General features: G+C 63.6%; 17 protein-coding genes. 15 read left to right on the top strand and 2 right to left on the bottom strand.

Going from position 1 to position 13373, the window contains the following annotated elements:
* Positions 1-78: 78 nt before the first annotated feature.
* From A9513_RS10080 to A9513_RS10030, 12 genes are all read left to right on the top strand, one after another.
* Positions 79-1287, top strand: coding sequence for an integrase arm-type DNA-binding domain-containing protein (locus tag A9513_RS10080; protein ID WP_065084659.1), 1209 nt, complete (start codon positions 79-81; stop codon positions 1285-1287).
* A gap of 233 nt (positions 1288-1520) precedes the next feature.
* Entirely contained in the window at positions 1521-2501 is a 981-nt protein-coding gene (locus A9513_RS10075) for a hypothetical protein (RefSeq protein ID WP_065084658.1), read from the top strand.
* A gap of 109 nt (positions 2502-2610) precedes the next feature.
* Positions 2611-2835 (top strand): AlpA family transcriptional regulator, encoded by a 225-nt coding sequence (locus tag A9513_RS10070; RefSeq protein ID WP_065084657.1) that lies wholly within the window; start codon positions 2611-2613, stop codon positions 2833-2835.
* A complete protein-coding gene (locus tag A9513_RS10065) occupies positions 2836-3144 on the top strand; it encodes a helix-turn-helix domain-containing protein (RefSeq protein WP_065084656.1) in 309 nt (102 codons plus the stop codon). It begins immediately after the preceding gene.
* Positions 3145-3449: 305 nt separating this feature from the next.
* On the top strand, positions 3450-3614 hold the full coding sequence (locus A9513_RS36010; RefSeq protein WP_176707230.1) for a hypothetical protein: 165 nt from the start codon (positions 3450-3452) through the stop codon (positions 3612-3614).
* Positions 3611-3889, top strand: a complete 279-nt coding sequence (locus tag A9513_RS10060) for a hypothetical protein (RefSeq protein WP_255302836.1) — start codon at positions 3611-3613, stop codon at positions 3887-3889. The genes A9513_RS36010 and A9513_RS10060 overlap by 4 nt, the downstream gene beginning before the upstream one ends.
* Positions 3890-3894: 5 nt before the next feature.
* Positions 3895-4173 carry a hypothetical protein gene (locus A9513_RS10055; RefSeq protein WP_065084654.1) on the top strand — a complete coding sequence of 93 codons (279 nt, stop codon included), beginning with the start codon at positions 3895-3897 and terminating at the stop codon, positions 4171-4173.
* The gene (locus A9513_RS10050) at positions 4166-5038 is read left to right on the top strand and encodes a toprim domain-containing protein (RefSeq protein WP_065084653.1); all 873 of its coding nucleotides are present in this window, start codon (positions 4166-4168) and stop codon (positions 5036-5038) included. The genes A9513_RS10055 and A9513_RS10050 overlap by 8 nt, the downstream gene beginning before the upstream one ends.
* Complete coding sequence (locus A9513_RS10045) at positions 5035-6792, top strand: DUF927 domain-containing protein (protein WP_065084652.1); 1758 nt, start codon at positions 5035-5037, stop codon at positions 6790-6792. The genes A9513_RS10050 and A9513_RS10045 overlap by 4 nt, the downstream gene beginning before the upstream one ends.
* Before the next feature lie 247 nt (positions 6793-7039).
* Positions 7040-7300, top strand: coding sequence for a hypothetical protein (locus A9513_RS10040; RefSeq protein ID WP_065084651.1), 261 nt, complete (start codon positions 7040-7042; stop codon positions 7298-7300).
* A gap of 80 nt (positions 7301-7380) precedes the next feature.
* Complete coding sequence (locus tag A9513_RS10035; RefSeq protein ID WP_065084650.1) at positions 7381-8346, top strand: hypothetical protein; 966 nt, start codon at positions 7381-7383, stop codon at positions 8344-8346.
* 10 nt (positions 8347-8356) lie between these two features.
* A complete protein-coding gene (locus tag A9513_RS10030) occupies positions 8357-9013 on the top strand; it encodes a Gp138 family membrane-puncturing spike protein (RefSeq protein WP_083196083.1) in 657 nt (218 codons plus the stop codon).
* Here the strand turns inward: A9513_RS10030 and A9513_RS10025 are convergent, their stop codons facing one another.
* Entirely contained in the window at positions 9014-9400 is a 387-nt protein-coding gene (locus tag A9513_RS10025) for a hypothetical protein (protein WP_065084648.1), read from the bottom strand.
* Between the two features lie 29 nt (positions 9401-9429).
* Here A9513_RS10025 and A9513_RS36005 point away from each other — a divergent pair, with 29 nt between their 5' ends.
* Together A9513_RS36005 and A9513_RS10015 are read left to right on the top strand one after the other, a co-directional pair.
* Positions 9430-10026 (top strand): hypothetical protein, encoded by a 597-nt coding sequence (locus A9513_RS36005; protein ID WP_176707229.1) that lies wholly within the window; start codon positions 9430-9432, stop codon positions 10024-10026.
* A 340-nt stretch (positions 10027-10366) separates the two neighbouring features.
* The gene (locus A9513_RS10015) at positions 10367-10759 is read left to right on the top strand and encodes a hypothetical protein (protein WP_065084647.1); all 393 of its coding nucleotides are present in this window, start codon (positions 10367-10369) and stop codon (positions 10757-10759) included.
* 374 nt (positions 10760-11133) lie between these two features.
* Here A9513_RS10015 and A9513_RS10010 read toward each other — a convergent pair whose 3' ends face one another.
* Positions 11134-12684: a cyclic diguanylate phosphodiesterase gene (locus tag A9513_RS10010; RefSeq protein WP_065084646.1), complete on the bottom strand. Its 1551-nt coding sequence runs from the start codon at positions 12682-12684 to the stop codon at positions 11134-11136.
* A 161-nt stretch (positions 12685-12845) separates the two neighbouring features.
* On the opposite strand from A9513_RS10010, the gene A9513_RS10005 reads away from it, so the two are divergent.
* A complete protein-coding gene (locus A9513_RS10005) occupies positions 12846-13358 on the top strand; it encodes an RDD family protein (protein WP_024762890.1) in 513 nt (170 codons plus the stop codon).
* Positions 13359-13373: the final 15 nt, after the last annotated feature.

Genomic DNA, 13373 nt, shown 5'->3' with positions numbered 1-13373 from the left:
TTGTAAGCCCAAAGATTTGGGGGTATATCCGGGGGTATCCCGAGTTTGGTCCAGCTCGATACCCCCAGGATTGCCGCCATGCCCCTGACTGACAGCGCCATCAAAACCGCCAAGCCGAAGGCCAAGCCCTACAAGCTCAGCGATGCCCAGGGGCTTTACCTGCTGGTGAACCCCAACGGCTCCAGACTGTGGCGCCTGAAGTACCGGGTGAGCGGGAAAGAGAAGCTGCTGGCGCTGGGCGCCTATCCTGCTGTCAGCCTGCAACAAGCCCGGAAGGCGCGTGACGATGCCCGGGAACTGCTGGCGCAGGACAAAGACCCAAGCGCCGAGCGCCAGGCCGAGAAGGCGGCTCAGCTCAGCGATGCCCTGACCTTTGAGACGCTGGCGCGGGAGTGGCACACCTACCGTACCCCCAGGTGGGCAAAGTCCACTGCTGAGAAAGCCCTCGCTTACCTGGAGTCGGACCTGATCCCCACCCTGGGCAAACGCCCGGCAAAAGCCATCACCCGCCCCGAGCTGGTGGACCTGGTGCGCAGCATCGAGAGCCGCGGCGCCCACAACGTCGCCAAGAAGGTTCGCCAGTGGCTCAGCCAGATCTTCCGCTTCGGCCTGGCCAAGGGCGCAGTGGATGCAAACCCGGCGACTGACCTCGACGTGGTGGCCGCCCATGCGCCAACCACTCGCCACCACCCACACGTCAGCATGGCGGAGCTGCCCGAGCTACTGCGTGAAATCGACGACGCGACCATCAACGTCCTGACCCGCAGCGCCATCCGCCTGCTGGTGCTGACCGGTGTTCGCCCGGGTGAGCTGCGCGCCGCACCGTGGAGCGAGTTCGACCTCGACGCCGCCACCTGGACGATTCCCAAGGAACGGATGAAGGCCCGCCGCCCGCACCTGGTGCCGCTGCCCACCCAGGCCGTGGCGATCCTGCGCCAGCTCCACGAAATCTCCGGCCACCATGAATTGGTATTCGCTGGCCGCAACGACAGCGCTCGCCCCATGAGCGAAAACACCATCAACAAGGCCCTGGGTGACGCTGGCTATAAAGGACGGCAGACCGGCCACGGCTTCCGTCACCTGCTCAGCACCGAGCTGAATGGCCGCGGGTACAACCGTGATTGGATCGAGCGCCAGCTCGCCCATGGTGACGCGGACGAGATGCGCGACACCTACAACCACGCCACCTACCTGGAGCAGCGCCGGGAAATGATGCAGGCATGGGCCGATTCGATCGACGCCCTGTGCACCGGCGCCAACGTAGTGAGCATCAAGCGCAAGGCGTGAGGTGAACGCCACACCGTGGCGCTTTCACCACCCCGACGAATGATTGCCAGCGCCACCCGACGATTCCCCTTTGTTCCACGTAAAAGCGCCGCTAAGATCAGGCCATCACTGTTCGGATACCCAGTATCCGGGCATCAGCGTTTGGCCAGCCTAGCCCGACGGGGCGAAAAGAAGGTTCCCCACCTGCCTGGCTGGCCGATCAATCCAGTGGGGGCGCCTGGGGAGGCGTGAGGATGGAGAAGGTTTACCGGCTGCTTGACCGAATTGACGCGGATCAGGCGATTGATTGGCTAAAGCGCCTGACACAAACCGATTTGGATTACCGCGCACTGTGTGAGCTATGTAACGCCGGCCACTGCCGGATGTATCTCGACTGCCGCGGAGTGGAGGTAAACGATTCTGATGGGAACCTGAAATACCAACTCATTAGCGACATGGCTCCGATCACCGGCACGATTAATTGGGGCATATCTGATTTCGGCGAATTGTATGTGTACTCAGTTAACGTCAAGTCTGATGCCTGGGATATGAGCGATAGCGATTTCGGCGACGCCGTCTTTGATAAGGCTTTCACGACGAATGCCAGAAGAGTTCCGCTCTTCAAACCTGCAGAAATAGAAGCCCTTGGCGCGAAAATTAATGGTTCAGCAGAGCACATAGCTGAAATAGAGACCCTTCGCCAAGAGCTGGAGCAAGAGCGGGCGGCGCGCCAAGTCATAGAGTCGGAGCTGCGCGAGCGCCGCGCAAAGGACGCCAATGCCGGGCTAGATTCCATACGCCAAGCACTCTCGCGCACACCTGCAGAGTTCGCCGCTATGCAGAAGCGGGCCGAAGATGCAGAGCGAATGATTGCCGCACTTGATCATCAACTGACAGAACAGACTGAAGAAAAGAACCGCAATGACGCAGTTTTCCGCGAGATGGCGCGGCAATTGAAGGAGCTTCACGATAACCAGCGAGCTGTGCCCGTTCCGAAGCCCGATGCGCCTGGATTGATCTTCCCTTACGCCACCAAGCAACTGGAAGTCATGCTCGCTGCTGCCTTGAAATACTGGGCCGACTACACCCTGGACAAGCGCCTACCGACGCAGAAGGAGGTCGGGATTGATATTGGTGAAGCATTGGGCCTGCCCCGCCAAGTGAACGGTGAAGCAGCCCGAAAAGCAATTGAACTAGCAGCAGCCATCAAGCCGGACGCCTTGCCGGAAGGCTGACAAGGCGGGGTGTCAGTAAGAACCGACACTATGTCAGCCCTAGCTGTCACCCTACCCCGCGCTTTTACCGTGTAAGCCATTCCCAACGCTGCCCAGGAGGCCGCAAAGAATGGCAAACACCACCAGCCCCACCCAACCCATCCGCCGCTTCATCAAGCGCCAGGTCGTGCAAGAAATGACCGGCCTGTCCTGCACTGAGATCTACCGCCGCATGGCTGCCGGCACCTTCCCCGCACAAGTCACCCTCGGCCCGAAGTCTGTTGTCTGGATCGAATCCGAGGTGACGGCCTGGTGTGACGCTCGCATCGCCGCAAGCCGTGGGGAGGCCGCCTAAATGACGGACAAAAAAAATGGCCAAACCCAGAAGGCCAGCCACAAAGAAATGCGCGTCGATGATACCAGCGGCAACGCCCAGCGTGCGCGGGCACTTGCCTACATGCGTGAGAATGGCTCCCTGAATACCTTCCAGGCTATCCGCCACCTCAACATCCTGCGCCCTGCAGCCCGCATCGCCGAGCTGCGTGCCATGGGCCACAACATCGTCACCCACCTGAGCAGGCTGGAGGATGACCAAGGCCGTGCGCACCAGAAGGTGGCCACCTACTACCTGAGCGCCGATCCGGTGGGGAAGGTGGCCGCATGATCGCCCTCCCGATACTCCCCAATATTGCCAAGCGTTCCCGCTGGCGCTATGGTTCGCCCGTCACGGTAAATCCCGTGACCGGGCGTCGCGGCCCGAACCTCCGAATGGCGCACAAGCGCCCCCATAGCATTGCAGGCGCTTTTTTTGCGTCCGCAATGTCGCTCTATGGTGGCAGCTGTGCGTGGGACACCTTCGGGTGTGCCGGCGTCCATTCGGGCCGGTCCGCGAACCCGCGCACGGCTGCCACCTCCATTCGTTTCGCGGCGAATCGTGGCAGCTCCTACCGACCGAATGGAGCTACACCCATGAAGCACTCGCACGCCCTCAATCCGTCCGCACGCGCCGCTGCACACAAGGCCATGGCCTTGGCCGCCCTCCGCGCGAACTCCAGCCTGACCACCCGCCTCGCTCGCTACAACCACCACATGGCCCAGGCCCGCAGCCTGGAGATGGTAGGGGGTGCGCAATGAGCATGACCGAGCAGGCAACCAAGCTCTCCCAGATCGCCGATGACGCCATCGAGCACGCTCGCTACTGCACGGAGCAGTCGCGTTGGCTCAATGCCTTGGCCGTGGCGATCTGCGACACGCTGGAAAGTGGAAGAGCCATTCCTGAGGCCCGGATGCGCCACGCCAAAGACCTGGCCAGCCTCGCCAGCTACCTGGCCCATGACCTGACCAACTACTCGGACCAGCGCGCCAACGAGATGCAAAAGCAACTCGACGCCGCCGAAGCCCAGGAGTAACCACCATGACCGCAAAAAACGGCGCCCTCGCGCCGACGGGATCGGCTTGCCCGAAGAAAGCCAGCGCCACCCCAAGTGATGCTCTGATGCCAGGCAAGGCACTGCTCGAGGTTGCCAGCTCCACTCACGGCCCGAAGGCCGGCATGAGCAGCCGCACGATCCGGCGCCTCCTGAAAAAGATGGGCGTCTCCGCCGAACTAATCGAGTTCGCCATGACCGATGGCAGCGCCCCCTCCCTCGACACTGTTGCGAGATGGCTGCGCCGGGAGGTGTCCAATGACTGACCCCGTGATCCTGTTCCGCGATGCCATCCAGGGCGCCTATGGGGCGCTCGACTTCATGCCCGAGCCAGACGGAGCCATCCACCGCTTCCGAGTACCTGGCGACAAACCCGGCACGCTCAACGGCTGGTATGTGCTGTACCTGGACGGCATCGCCTCCGGCTGCTTCGGCAGTTGGAAGGCTGGCGGCTCTCAGACCTGGAGCAGTCGCCGCCCTGCTGATTTCCGAGAGTCGGAGCTGCTGCGCCAGCGCATCGAGCAGGCCCGGCGCCAGCGTGAAGCCGAGCAGCACCAGCGCCAGCTAGATGCTGCCGTGCGTGCTGGACGTGCCTGGGAGTGCAGCGAGCCAGCGCCTGCCGATCACCCGTATCTGGCGCGCAAGCAGGTCGCCGCCCACCGCCTGCGCCAGCAAGGCGACGTGCTGCTGGTGCCGCTCTACGCCGACGGCTACCTGTGCAACCTGCAGCGCATCGCCGCAGACGGGGAAAAGCGCTTTCTGTCTGGTGGCCGGGTGAAGGGCGCCTATTCACCCATCGGCACCCTGGAGCCTGGTGGTCGCCTGTACATCTGCGAGGGCTGGGCCACGGGCGCCACGATCCACGCCGAGACCGGTTCCGCCGTCGCCTGCGCCATGAACGCCGGCAACCTGCTGGAGGTCGGGCGCCAGCTCCAGCGCGATCACCCCGACGCCTTGCTGATCGTTGCCGGCGACGACGACCGCCAGACCGAGGGCAATCCGGGGCGGACATCTGCAGTCAAGGCCGCCGCCACGCTGGGGTGCGGCCTGATCCTGCCGCCCTGGCGGGGCGATGAGCCGCTGAGCCTCACCGACTTCAACGACCTGGCCACCTGGAGGGCTGCGCAATGACCGCGCCTGCCGAGAAACACCTTGCCCTGATTCCCGAACCTGAGGCCGCGCCGCTGGAGCGTCCCTGCTACTGCGTTTATGACCATGGCATCACCCTGGACAACAAGAAGCTCCGTCCTGGCGTCTGGTATCACGGGCACAAGGTGGACGAGAAAACCGGGGTGGAAATCCCCTATGACGAGTGGCTGTGTGGACCTCTTCACGTCGATGCAGTCACCCGCAATGAAGGCCAGAACGGCGACTATGGGCGCCTCTTGCGCTTCCGCAACGCCGACCACCGAGAACTGTCCTGGGCCATGCCTAACGAGTTGCTGGCCGGCAAGCCGGACACCATCCTTGGCGTGTTGCTCAGCATGGGCCTGGATATCGACTACAAGCGCCGGGCGCAGGTATGCCAGTACATCGCCAGTCAGTACCCGAGAGATCGGGTGATCGCTGCCACCACCACGGGATGGCACACCGCGTCCCTGTTTATCATGCCCCGGCAGAACATCGGCACCGGCGCTGCCATCTTCCAGAGCGAGGCCGCCAACCTGGACGACTACCGGGAGGCCGGCACCTTGGAGGGCTGGCAATCCGAGATCGGCGCCAGGTGCGAGGGAAACCCCCTGCTGATGCTCAGCGTGTGCGCAGCACTGGCCGGACCTCTGCTGTACCACGTGCAGCGCTCGGGCGGTGGCTTCCACCTGGTTGGCGACAGTTCCACCGGCAAGAGCAGCGCTATCCTGGCCGGCGCATCCACCTGGGGCAATGGCGAGGACTTCAAACGCACCTGGCGGGCCACCGGCAACGGGCTGGAGGGTATCGCCGCTCAACGTAATGACACGCTGCTGGCGCTGGACGAAATCGGTGAGGCCGACCCCAGGGAGATTGGCTCTGTGGTGTATGCCATCGCCAACGGCACTGGGAAGGCCAGGGCCAATCGCACCGGGACGGCCCGGGCTGCCAAGCGCTGGCGCGTCATGTTGTTCTCTTCCGGCGAGCTGGGGCTTTCGGCGCTGATGGCAGAGGGCGGCAAGCGTTCCCGTGCCGGCCAGGAAATCCGCCTGCTGGATATCCCTGCCAGCCGCCCCTACGGCGCATGGGACAACCTGCACGGCCATCCGGGCGGAAGGGAGTTCTCCGACGCTATCCAGCGCGCCAGCGTGACGCACTACGGCCACGCCGGCCCCGCCTTCATCCGCAAGCTGCTGGAGTTTGGCGACCTAGAGGATTTGCCGAACCTGCTGGCCAAGTTCTGCGAGCAGTACCCCAGCGCCAGCGGCCAGGAGAGCCGCGCCGCCGAACGCTTCGCCCTGGTGGCCATGGCCGGGGAGCTGGCGATTCAGTTCGGCATCCTGCCGCTGCAAGCCGGCACCGTCCGCGCCGCCATGCTGGAGCTGTTCAACGTGTGGCGAGCCGGTCGCGGCGAAGGCCCGAGCGAGGACCGGCAGATTCTGCGCGCTGTTGCTGACTTCATCGACCGTCACGGTGGCAGTCGCTTCCAGTCCGTGGAGGCCGGCGCGGAGGTTGTGCGCGACCGTGCGGGCTATTGGGAGGCCGGCAACGATGGGCATCTGTACCTGTTCACCCGCTCCGGCCTGGAGGAAGCGGCCAAGGGCTTCGACCTGGCCCGCGCAACACTGGCGCTGGACAAGGTGGGGGCGCTCGCCAAGAAGGAGCCAGGCAAGCAGCAGCATCGCAAGCGCCTTCCTGACGGCAGCAACCCCGGCCTGTACTGGATCAACCCGGCGCGCCTGGGGCCGGATCAGTAATGCACCTTCATTTTTCCGCAGGGAACGTAGGGAACATAGGGACAGCCCTAGTGCCGCAAGGCCTCCGGCTGTTCCCTACGCTTTTTTGTGGTAGGGAACAGAGGGAACAGGCCGCCATGTCCGCCCCCTCGCTGTTCCCTCTGTTCCCTACGGCAAAACACGGTAGGGAACAGCTACAGGCCGCGTCGTTACTGGCTTGTCCCTATGTTCCCTATGTTCCCTACGCAAAATGCAAAGGGAGAACGCCATGGGAAACCTGATGAGCCTCGCCGGCCTGATGGGCCTGTCACCAGACCCGGCGCCAGCGCCCATTGCTGAACGCCTGGAGGAAGTCCACACCGCTCCCGCAACCAATGACGCGCCGATCAGTGCAGAGCCGCGCCGCAACGCCTGGACGATCACCTTGGGCGGCAAACCCATCTGCACCATGGTGGGCGAGCCCATGACCCATGCCGAGGCCCTGGAGGCCGCCCGCTATCGCTGGCCGGATGCCGAGGTGAAGCCGTGATTGGGGTATCCGCCAGCGCCCGGTCGCCCCCGATCGCTTCCCATCTCTGCTGCATCCCTACCCAATCAGAGGAAACACCTATGAGCACCCCTCAGTATCTGCGCAGCATCAAGCTGACCATCGGTGATAACACCGAGGCCCTGGACTTGTCGGAGCTGCGGATTCGCTTTGCTATTCGCCGGGGCGACATCAGCACCCCCAACACCGCTGACATTCGCGTCTACAACGTGAGCGACAAGACCGCTCAACTGGTTCAAACGGAGTTCACCCGGGTTCGGCTGGAGGCAGGCTACGAAGGCAACTTCGGGGTGATCTTCGACGGCACGGTGATACAGGTTCGCCGTGGCCGCGAAAGCCAGACCGATACCTACCTGGATATCACGGCGGTGGACGGCGATAGCGCCTACAACTTCGCCGTGGTGAGTACCTCGCTGGCCGCTGGCGCCACCCTCGATGACCAACTTGGCGTCTGCCTGAAGGCCATGAAGGATCACGGCGTAACCCTCGGCTATGCGCCGCCGCTCCCTCAGCAGGCATTGTCTCGCGGCAAGGTGATGCACGGCATGGTGCGCGACTACCTGGACGACATTACCGCCGCTGCATCCGCGAAATGGAGCATCCAGGACGGCAAGCTGTACATCATCCCCCTGGGCAACTACCTGCCCGGCGAAGCGCTGCCGATCAATGCCGCCACCGGCATGGTGGGCCTGCCGGAGCAGACCAATGGCGGGATCAACGTGAAGATGCTGCTGAACCCAAGCGTGAAGATCGGGCGACTGATCCAGCTGAACAACAGCAGCATCCAGCAGTACCGGTTCAACCCTTCGATCAAGGCTGGCGCCGACAACGCCATGATCGCCATGCAGAACAAGCTCAACGACGACGGCCTGTACTACGTGATGATCGCCAACCACTCCGGCGATACCCGGGGTAACGATTGGTACACCGACACAGTGTGCCTGGCAGTCGATGCCAGCGTGCCCCGCGAACTGCTGCCCAGCAGCACCGCAGCCGACCCCGTTACCCCGATCAAACCCTTCGGTTGAGGATGCCCACATGAATCAACTGGAACGACACGGGGATCTGCGGGTTGCCCTGAAGGTGTCCGCCGATACTTCACGCAGCAGAACATGGACAGCCCTCCCCGGCCTCATCGAGAGCTTCGACGCGGTAGCGATGACCTGCACGGTTCAGCCAGCCATCCAGTCGCGGGTGCGCGACAAGAGCGGTACGCAGACCCTGGTGGATATGCCGCTGCTGCTGGACTGCCCGGTGCAGTTCCCAGCCGGCGGCGGATGCACGCTGACCTTTCCTGTGAAGCCTGGCGACGAGTGCCTGGTGGTGTTCGCTTCGCGCTGCATTGACGCCTGGTGGCAATCGGGCGGTGTACAAGCGCCAGCAGAGTACCGAATGCACGACAGGTCCGACGGTTTCGCGCTGCTGGGCTTCCGGTCGCAGCCGCGAGTGATCGGCGCGGTCAGCACCAGTGCAGCGCAACTGCGGAGTGACGACGGGGCAACCTTCATTTCCGTGGCGCCTGGTGGCGCGGTGGCGATCACTGCGCCTGCCGGCCTGACGATCAATGCCGACGTGGTCGTGAACGGCAAGGTGACCACGACCGGCGACGTGAAGGCCGGAACGATCAGCCTGCAGACCCACAAGCACACCGGCGTCCAGGCAGGAAGCAGCACCAGCGGAGGGCCGACGCCGTAGTCAGAGGCTGGGCGTGTCCAACGGCGATTGCCCTGGCGCGCCCAGTACCTCGAACCGCAGGCCGGAGGCTGTGCGTGCCGGCACCAGCTCACTCCTAGGGAGAGAAGACTGGTTCCCGCTGGCGCTGATCGTAGTGATGGAGTCGCCGAGCGGTGAGGCCCAGCAACGAGCCTCACGCAATCCGCTGGTACTGACCATGGCGTGATGCATCCGCGATGCATCGGGCAACGGAAGCGAGCACGAGCGCCCCGGGTAAAGAACCGCTCGCACCGTGTCGGCATCAACCATCTGCCCAGCCTGCACCGGCGCCGACGGCTGGATAAACACCTGTTCGGCCTGCGCCAGCATGGGGAGCAGTGCCAGCAGGGCAACGGCTACTATTTTCATGCGTTTCCCTATGCATTTAGGTTGGTGCAATGAGCAGAGCACGAGAGAAGAACGCCGTCGAGGACTACCGCGCCCTGGACGTCCGTTCGTTACAGCGGGACGGCGTACTGGTGGCCGGCTGGCGCGGCAATTGGCAGTGGTCACGCGACGGCGAGGTCCGCGCCAGCATCGGCCTGGAGGTCGAGAGCCTGGAGCGTGTGCGCCTGCGCTACAACGTAACGATGCAGGGCAAAACCGAGGCGAAGGATTACCCCGTGGCGATCACCTGGACACCCTGCCACTTTGGCGGGAGTCGCCCCTTGTTCCTGTGCCCTTGCTGCTGGCGCCGGGTGGCCAAGCTCTATTCCTACGGCATGTTTGCCTGCCGCCACTGCCTGCGCCTGAACTATCGCTGCCAGCAGACCAACAAGCGCGACCTGGCGTCCGAACGGTCATTCAAGCTGCGCGATGCCCTGGGCTGCGATGAAGGCTTTCTGTCAGTGCCGGCCCAGTGCATCCCCAAGCCCAAGGGTATGCACTGGCGGACGTTCAACCGGAAGATCGAGCAGTTGAAGGCAGTGGATCGCCGCGCCTTGGGTGACGTCCGCACCATGCTCGACAGGATCGAGCGCAGGCTCGGGCGCTGACTGCGGGGCATCCATTTCCAGAGTAGATTCGAATAGAGATGGCCTGCGCGATCAGACGATCACCCATTGGAGCCAGGTTTCCGCGCCACGGTTTCCAGACTGGTTTCCAAGGAAACAGGATGTTCGCGAAGGTTCGCAACCGGCAACGCGCGAACTGCTGACCGATTAACATGGTGGTCGTGCGGGCGCGCGGCATTGGCCGGGCACGAGCTGCTCGACGATGACGAAAAGGGTACGCAGATTGTGCGTACCCTTGGGGGAAGCCAGGCATGAGCTGATCAACGTATCCCCGTATGGCAGACTGGCGCCCAGCCATTTCGGCTCGATCAAGGAGGAACGCATGAGCAAGGTACTTGGGCTTGTTGGGCTGCTGGTGATTATCGGCGGCGTCTACTACGCGGCTGCACAGTTCAACCTGAACGGCGACTTCGAGCGAAAGGCCACCGGCCTGATGGAGCAGCATGGGCAGAAGGTGCTGGCCATGCTCGATTCGGTTCCTAGCTGCCAGGGCCGCTTTAAGATCGAATCGTCCGCATTTCATCAGGACAGTCTCTGGAGCACTACAGGGAGCGGGCGATTGTTCTTCCTCAACAGCAGCGGGGGCGCCTTCGACATCAGCTATCGAGCCGAACTTACAGGCGAGGGCGGAGAGCGCCGCGTCTTCGTCAGCCCAGAAGGCAGCGCCGACCTGCAGGCCAAGCTCGCGGGGCTGATGCTGGCCGGCTGCAAATAAGCGCCAGCCTGGAAGAGTCGTCCGGGCGACTACGGAAAACTACAGGTCCGAGTTTCGTTCTGGCGCCGCAGGCACCTGGAGCAGATACGCAACTCGGTACGCACGGAAAGTACCCGGTCGCGCTGCGCGCCTGGTCGAGCCATACGGCACCGCTCGTCGGCTGAAATCGGCGCCAGCAAAGGCGATCAAAAAACGATCAAACCACCTTCAACGATGGGGGGTACTTTTCGTTTTGGGGGTACATTTGGGGGTATCGACAGAACATCAAACCAATGAAATCCAGCAGCCATGCAGCCTGTAGCGATTGGTTCTAGTCCCTCCCGGGCACCATCCTCCCTCTCCTCAGTGGAGGGAACACTTGAAAGCCCGCTCATTCAGCGGGCTTTTTCGTTTCTGGCCTTCAGCGCTTCGATGAAGGCGGCCAGCGCCATCGGCTTGCCGAACAGATAGCCCTGCAGCACGTCCACCTCGCATTGCGCCAGGTAGCGCCACTGTTCCTCGGTCTCCACGCCTTCGGCAACGATCCGCAGATTCAGCTTGCCGCACAGTTCGACGATGCTGTCGAGGATGTGCGAGGACAGCGCGTCCACTCCGATCATCGCGACGAAACTGCGGTCGATCTTCAGCGCGTCGACCTTGAAACGGTGCAGGTACGCCAGGCTGGAGTTACCAGTGCCGAAGTCGTCGATCGCCAGGTAGACGCCCTGAGCATGGAGATTGTCGAACAACTCGTCGATGGCCCCACTGGAGACGATCAGCTCACGCTCGGTCAGTTCCAGGGTCAACTCGGGACGATGCGGCAGGAACCGCGCCTGGAACTCCTGGCAATCCTCGAACAGCCCCGGCTCGGTGAGGTGCCGGGCGCTGATGTTGAAGCCCAGGTGGAAGCCATCGCCCAGCAACTCGCCGTGTGGCGCCAGGCCATCGGCGACCTGGTGCATCAGGTCGCGGGTCATCGGCACAATGAGCCCGGAACGTTCGGCCATGGGAATGAACAGATCCGGCCCGACCATCCCTTCGCGCGGGTGAATCCAGCGCATCAGCACCTCGGCGCCGATCCAGCGGCCGTCCCGTGCGTCCACCAGCGGCTGCAGGTAAGGGACGAACTCCCCCGCCAGCAGGGCTCTCTCCAGCTCCAGACTCGGGGTCGCGGAGCGGCCCCAGAGCCAGAAACAGGCAAGGCCTGAGACGCCGCCCAACATGAGCATCAGTGCCACCAGCGGCAGCGAGTCTTCGCGGATGTGCCGCCATTGCGCCCCGGCAGGGAAGCCACCGATCACCGCATACGGAAACAGCTCAGAGCGCCGCGCGACGTGCCCCAGCGGCAACGGCAACGGCTCGCCGTCGCGCACCGCGCCCTCCTCGTCCATCCACTGCCGTCCGACCTGCAGCTGCAGGTCACTGCGCTGATCGACCAATTGCAGGGTGTTGCTCAGGTAGCGTCCGTCAACAGTGGCAAGCGCCGCGTAGATTCCCTGCTGCCGACGCAGGATCAGCAGGGCAGAGTCCGGCGTCACCCGGTTCCCGGCCATCATCCGCAACTGCCCCTGCGCATAGAGAGAAGGGTCCAGCAGCTCATCGAACTCGCCGAACAGCGACGTACAGTAGATGTCGTCGTCGCGGGCCAGGTTGACCGAGCGGACGAACGGCACCACGGCGACCTGCTCCCTGAGCACCAGGGTCGCCTCGTCGCAGGACTCATCGGCGTGCAGCAGCGCCACGCGGGCCGCGCCGGTGGCATTGCCGAGCATCACATCGAACAGGCGCACGGCTTCGTTCGCAGCGGTACTGGCCTCGACGGTCAGGCTGCGCAAGGCCTGCCAATAGATAATGGCGCTGCCCAGCAGCAGCGGCAGCAGTGCCATGGAAAGTGAAAAGACCAGGCGGGGCAGCAGCCTGCGCCGGGTATAACTGCGTAGCGGCATCCTTGATCCTTGCTCGACGGCGTCGCGACCTGCGGCGCATTGCCACTCCCCGTGGGCAGCGGACGTGGTTTGAGCTTAGAACAGCCTCCGCCGCAGGGCGCCGTGCGCAGGAATCCGTATAATCCCGGCCCCATCGATCCCAGCCTCCATAGAAGACGCTCATGCCCAAGCAGCAGCTCCAGCCCGCGGGAGACTTCCCGCCCGCCACGCTCGTCCGTCGCTTTGCCGCGATGTTCTACGACTTCCTGCTCTGCGTGGCCTTGCTGATGGTGGTGACGCTCATCTACCAGCAAGGCTTCCTGCGCCTGATCTATGGCAGCGAGAAACTCCGCATGCTGGCCGACCAGGGCGCGCTGACCGGCGATCCGCTGCTGTCCAGCCTGCTGTTCATCAGCGTGTTCGCCTTCTTCGCGAAATTCTGGACCCATAGCGGCCAGACCCTGGGCATGCAGGTCTGGGGCGTGCGCGTGCAGAACGCGGACGGGACGCGCATCAGCCTGATGCAGGCGCTGCTGCGCTTCGTCATTGCCATCGTTTCCTGGGGTTGCGTCGGCCTGGGCTTCCTCTGGATGCTCTGGGACAAGGACAAGCGCACCTGGCAGGACCGCTACTCGGAAAGCGTGGTGATCCAGATTCCCAAGGCGGTGCGCAAGGCAACGCAAGGCCGGGGCTGACCCCGGCAGACAAAA

This window comes from Pseudomonas sp. AU12215, assembly GCF_001675465.2.
GTDB lineage: Bacteria > Pseudomonadota > Gammaproteobacteria > Pseudomonadales > Pseudomonadaceae > Pseudomonas > Pseudomonas nitroreducens.
Note: the sequence above shows the minus strand (reverse complement) of the source record. Positions and strands in the feature narration are given on the sequence as shown.

Coding starts and splice junctions, on each gene's coding strand:
- A9513_RS10080 (WP_065084659.1), top strand. CDS start 79: ATGCCCCTGACTGACAGCGCCATCAAAACCGCCAAGCCGAAGGCCAAG.
- A9513_RS10075 (WP_065084658.1), top strand. CDS start 1,521: ATGGAGAAGGTTTACCGGCTGCTTGACCGAATTGACGCGGATCAGGCG.
- A9513_RS10070 (WP_065084657.1), top strand. CDS start 2,611: ATGGCAAACACCACCAGCCCCACCCAACCCATCCGCCGCTTCATCAAG.
- A9513_RS10065 (WP_065084656.1), top strand. CDS start 2,836: ATGACGGACAAAAAAAATGGCCAAACCCAGAAGGCCAGCCACAAAGAA.
- A9513_RS36010 (WP_176707230.1), top strand. CDS start 3,450: ATGAAGCACTCGCACGCCCTCAATCCGTCCGCACGCGCCGCTGCACAC.
- A9513_RS10060 (WP_255302836.1), top strand. CDS start 3,611: ATGAGCATGACCGAGCAGGCAACCAAGCTCTCCCAGATCGCCGATGAC.
- A9513_RS10055 (WP_065084654.1), top strand. CDS start 3,895: ATGACCGCAAAAAACGGCGCCCTCGCGCCGACGGGATCGGCTTGCCCG.
- A9513_RS10050 (WP_065084653.1), top strand. CDS start 4,166: ATGACTGACCCCGTGATCCTGTTCCGCGATGCCATCCAGGGCGCCTAT.
- A9513_RS10045 (WP_065084652.1), top strand. CDS start 5,035: ATGACCGCGCCTGCCGAGAAACACCTTGCCCTGATTCCCGAACCTGAG.
- A9513_RS10040 (WP_065084651.1), top strand. CDS start 7,040: ATGGGAAACCTGATGAGCCTCGCCGGCCTGATGGGCCTGTCACCAGAC.
- A9513_RS10035 (WP_065084650.1), top strand. CDS start 7,381: ATGAGCACCCCTCAGTATCTGCGCAGCATCAAGCTGACCATCGGTGAT.
- A9513_RS10030 (WP_083196083.1), top strand. CDS start 8,357: ATGAATCAACTGGAACGACACGGGGATCTGCGGGTTGCCCTGAAGGTG.
- A9513_RS10025 (WP_065084648.1), bottom strand. CDS start 9,400: ATGAAAATAGTAGCCGTTGCCCTGCTGGCACTGCTCCCCATGCTGGCG.
- A9513_RS36005 (WP_176707229.1), top strand. CDS start 9,430: ATGAGCAGAGCACGAGAGAAGAACGCCGTCGAGGACTACCGCGCCCTG.
- A9513_RS10015 (WP_065084647.1), top strand. CDS start 10,367: ATGAGCAAGGTACTTGGGCTTGTTGGGCTGCTGGTGATTATCGGCGGC.
- A9513_RS10010 (WP_065084646.1), bottom strand. CDS start 12,684: ATGCCGCTACGCAGTTATACCCGGCGCAGGCTGCTGCCCCGCCTGGTC.
- A9513_RS10005 (WP_024762890.1), top strand. CDS start 12,846: ATGCCCAAGCAGCAGCTCCAGCCCGCGGGAGACTTCCCGCCCGCCACG.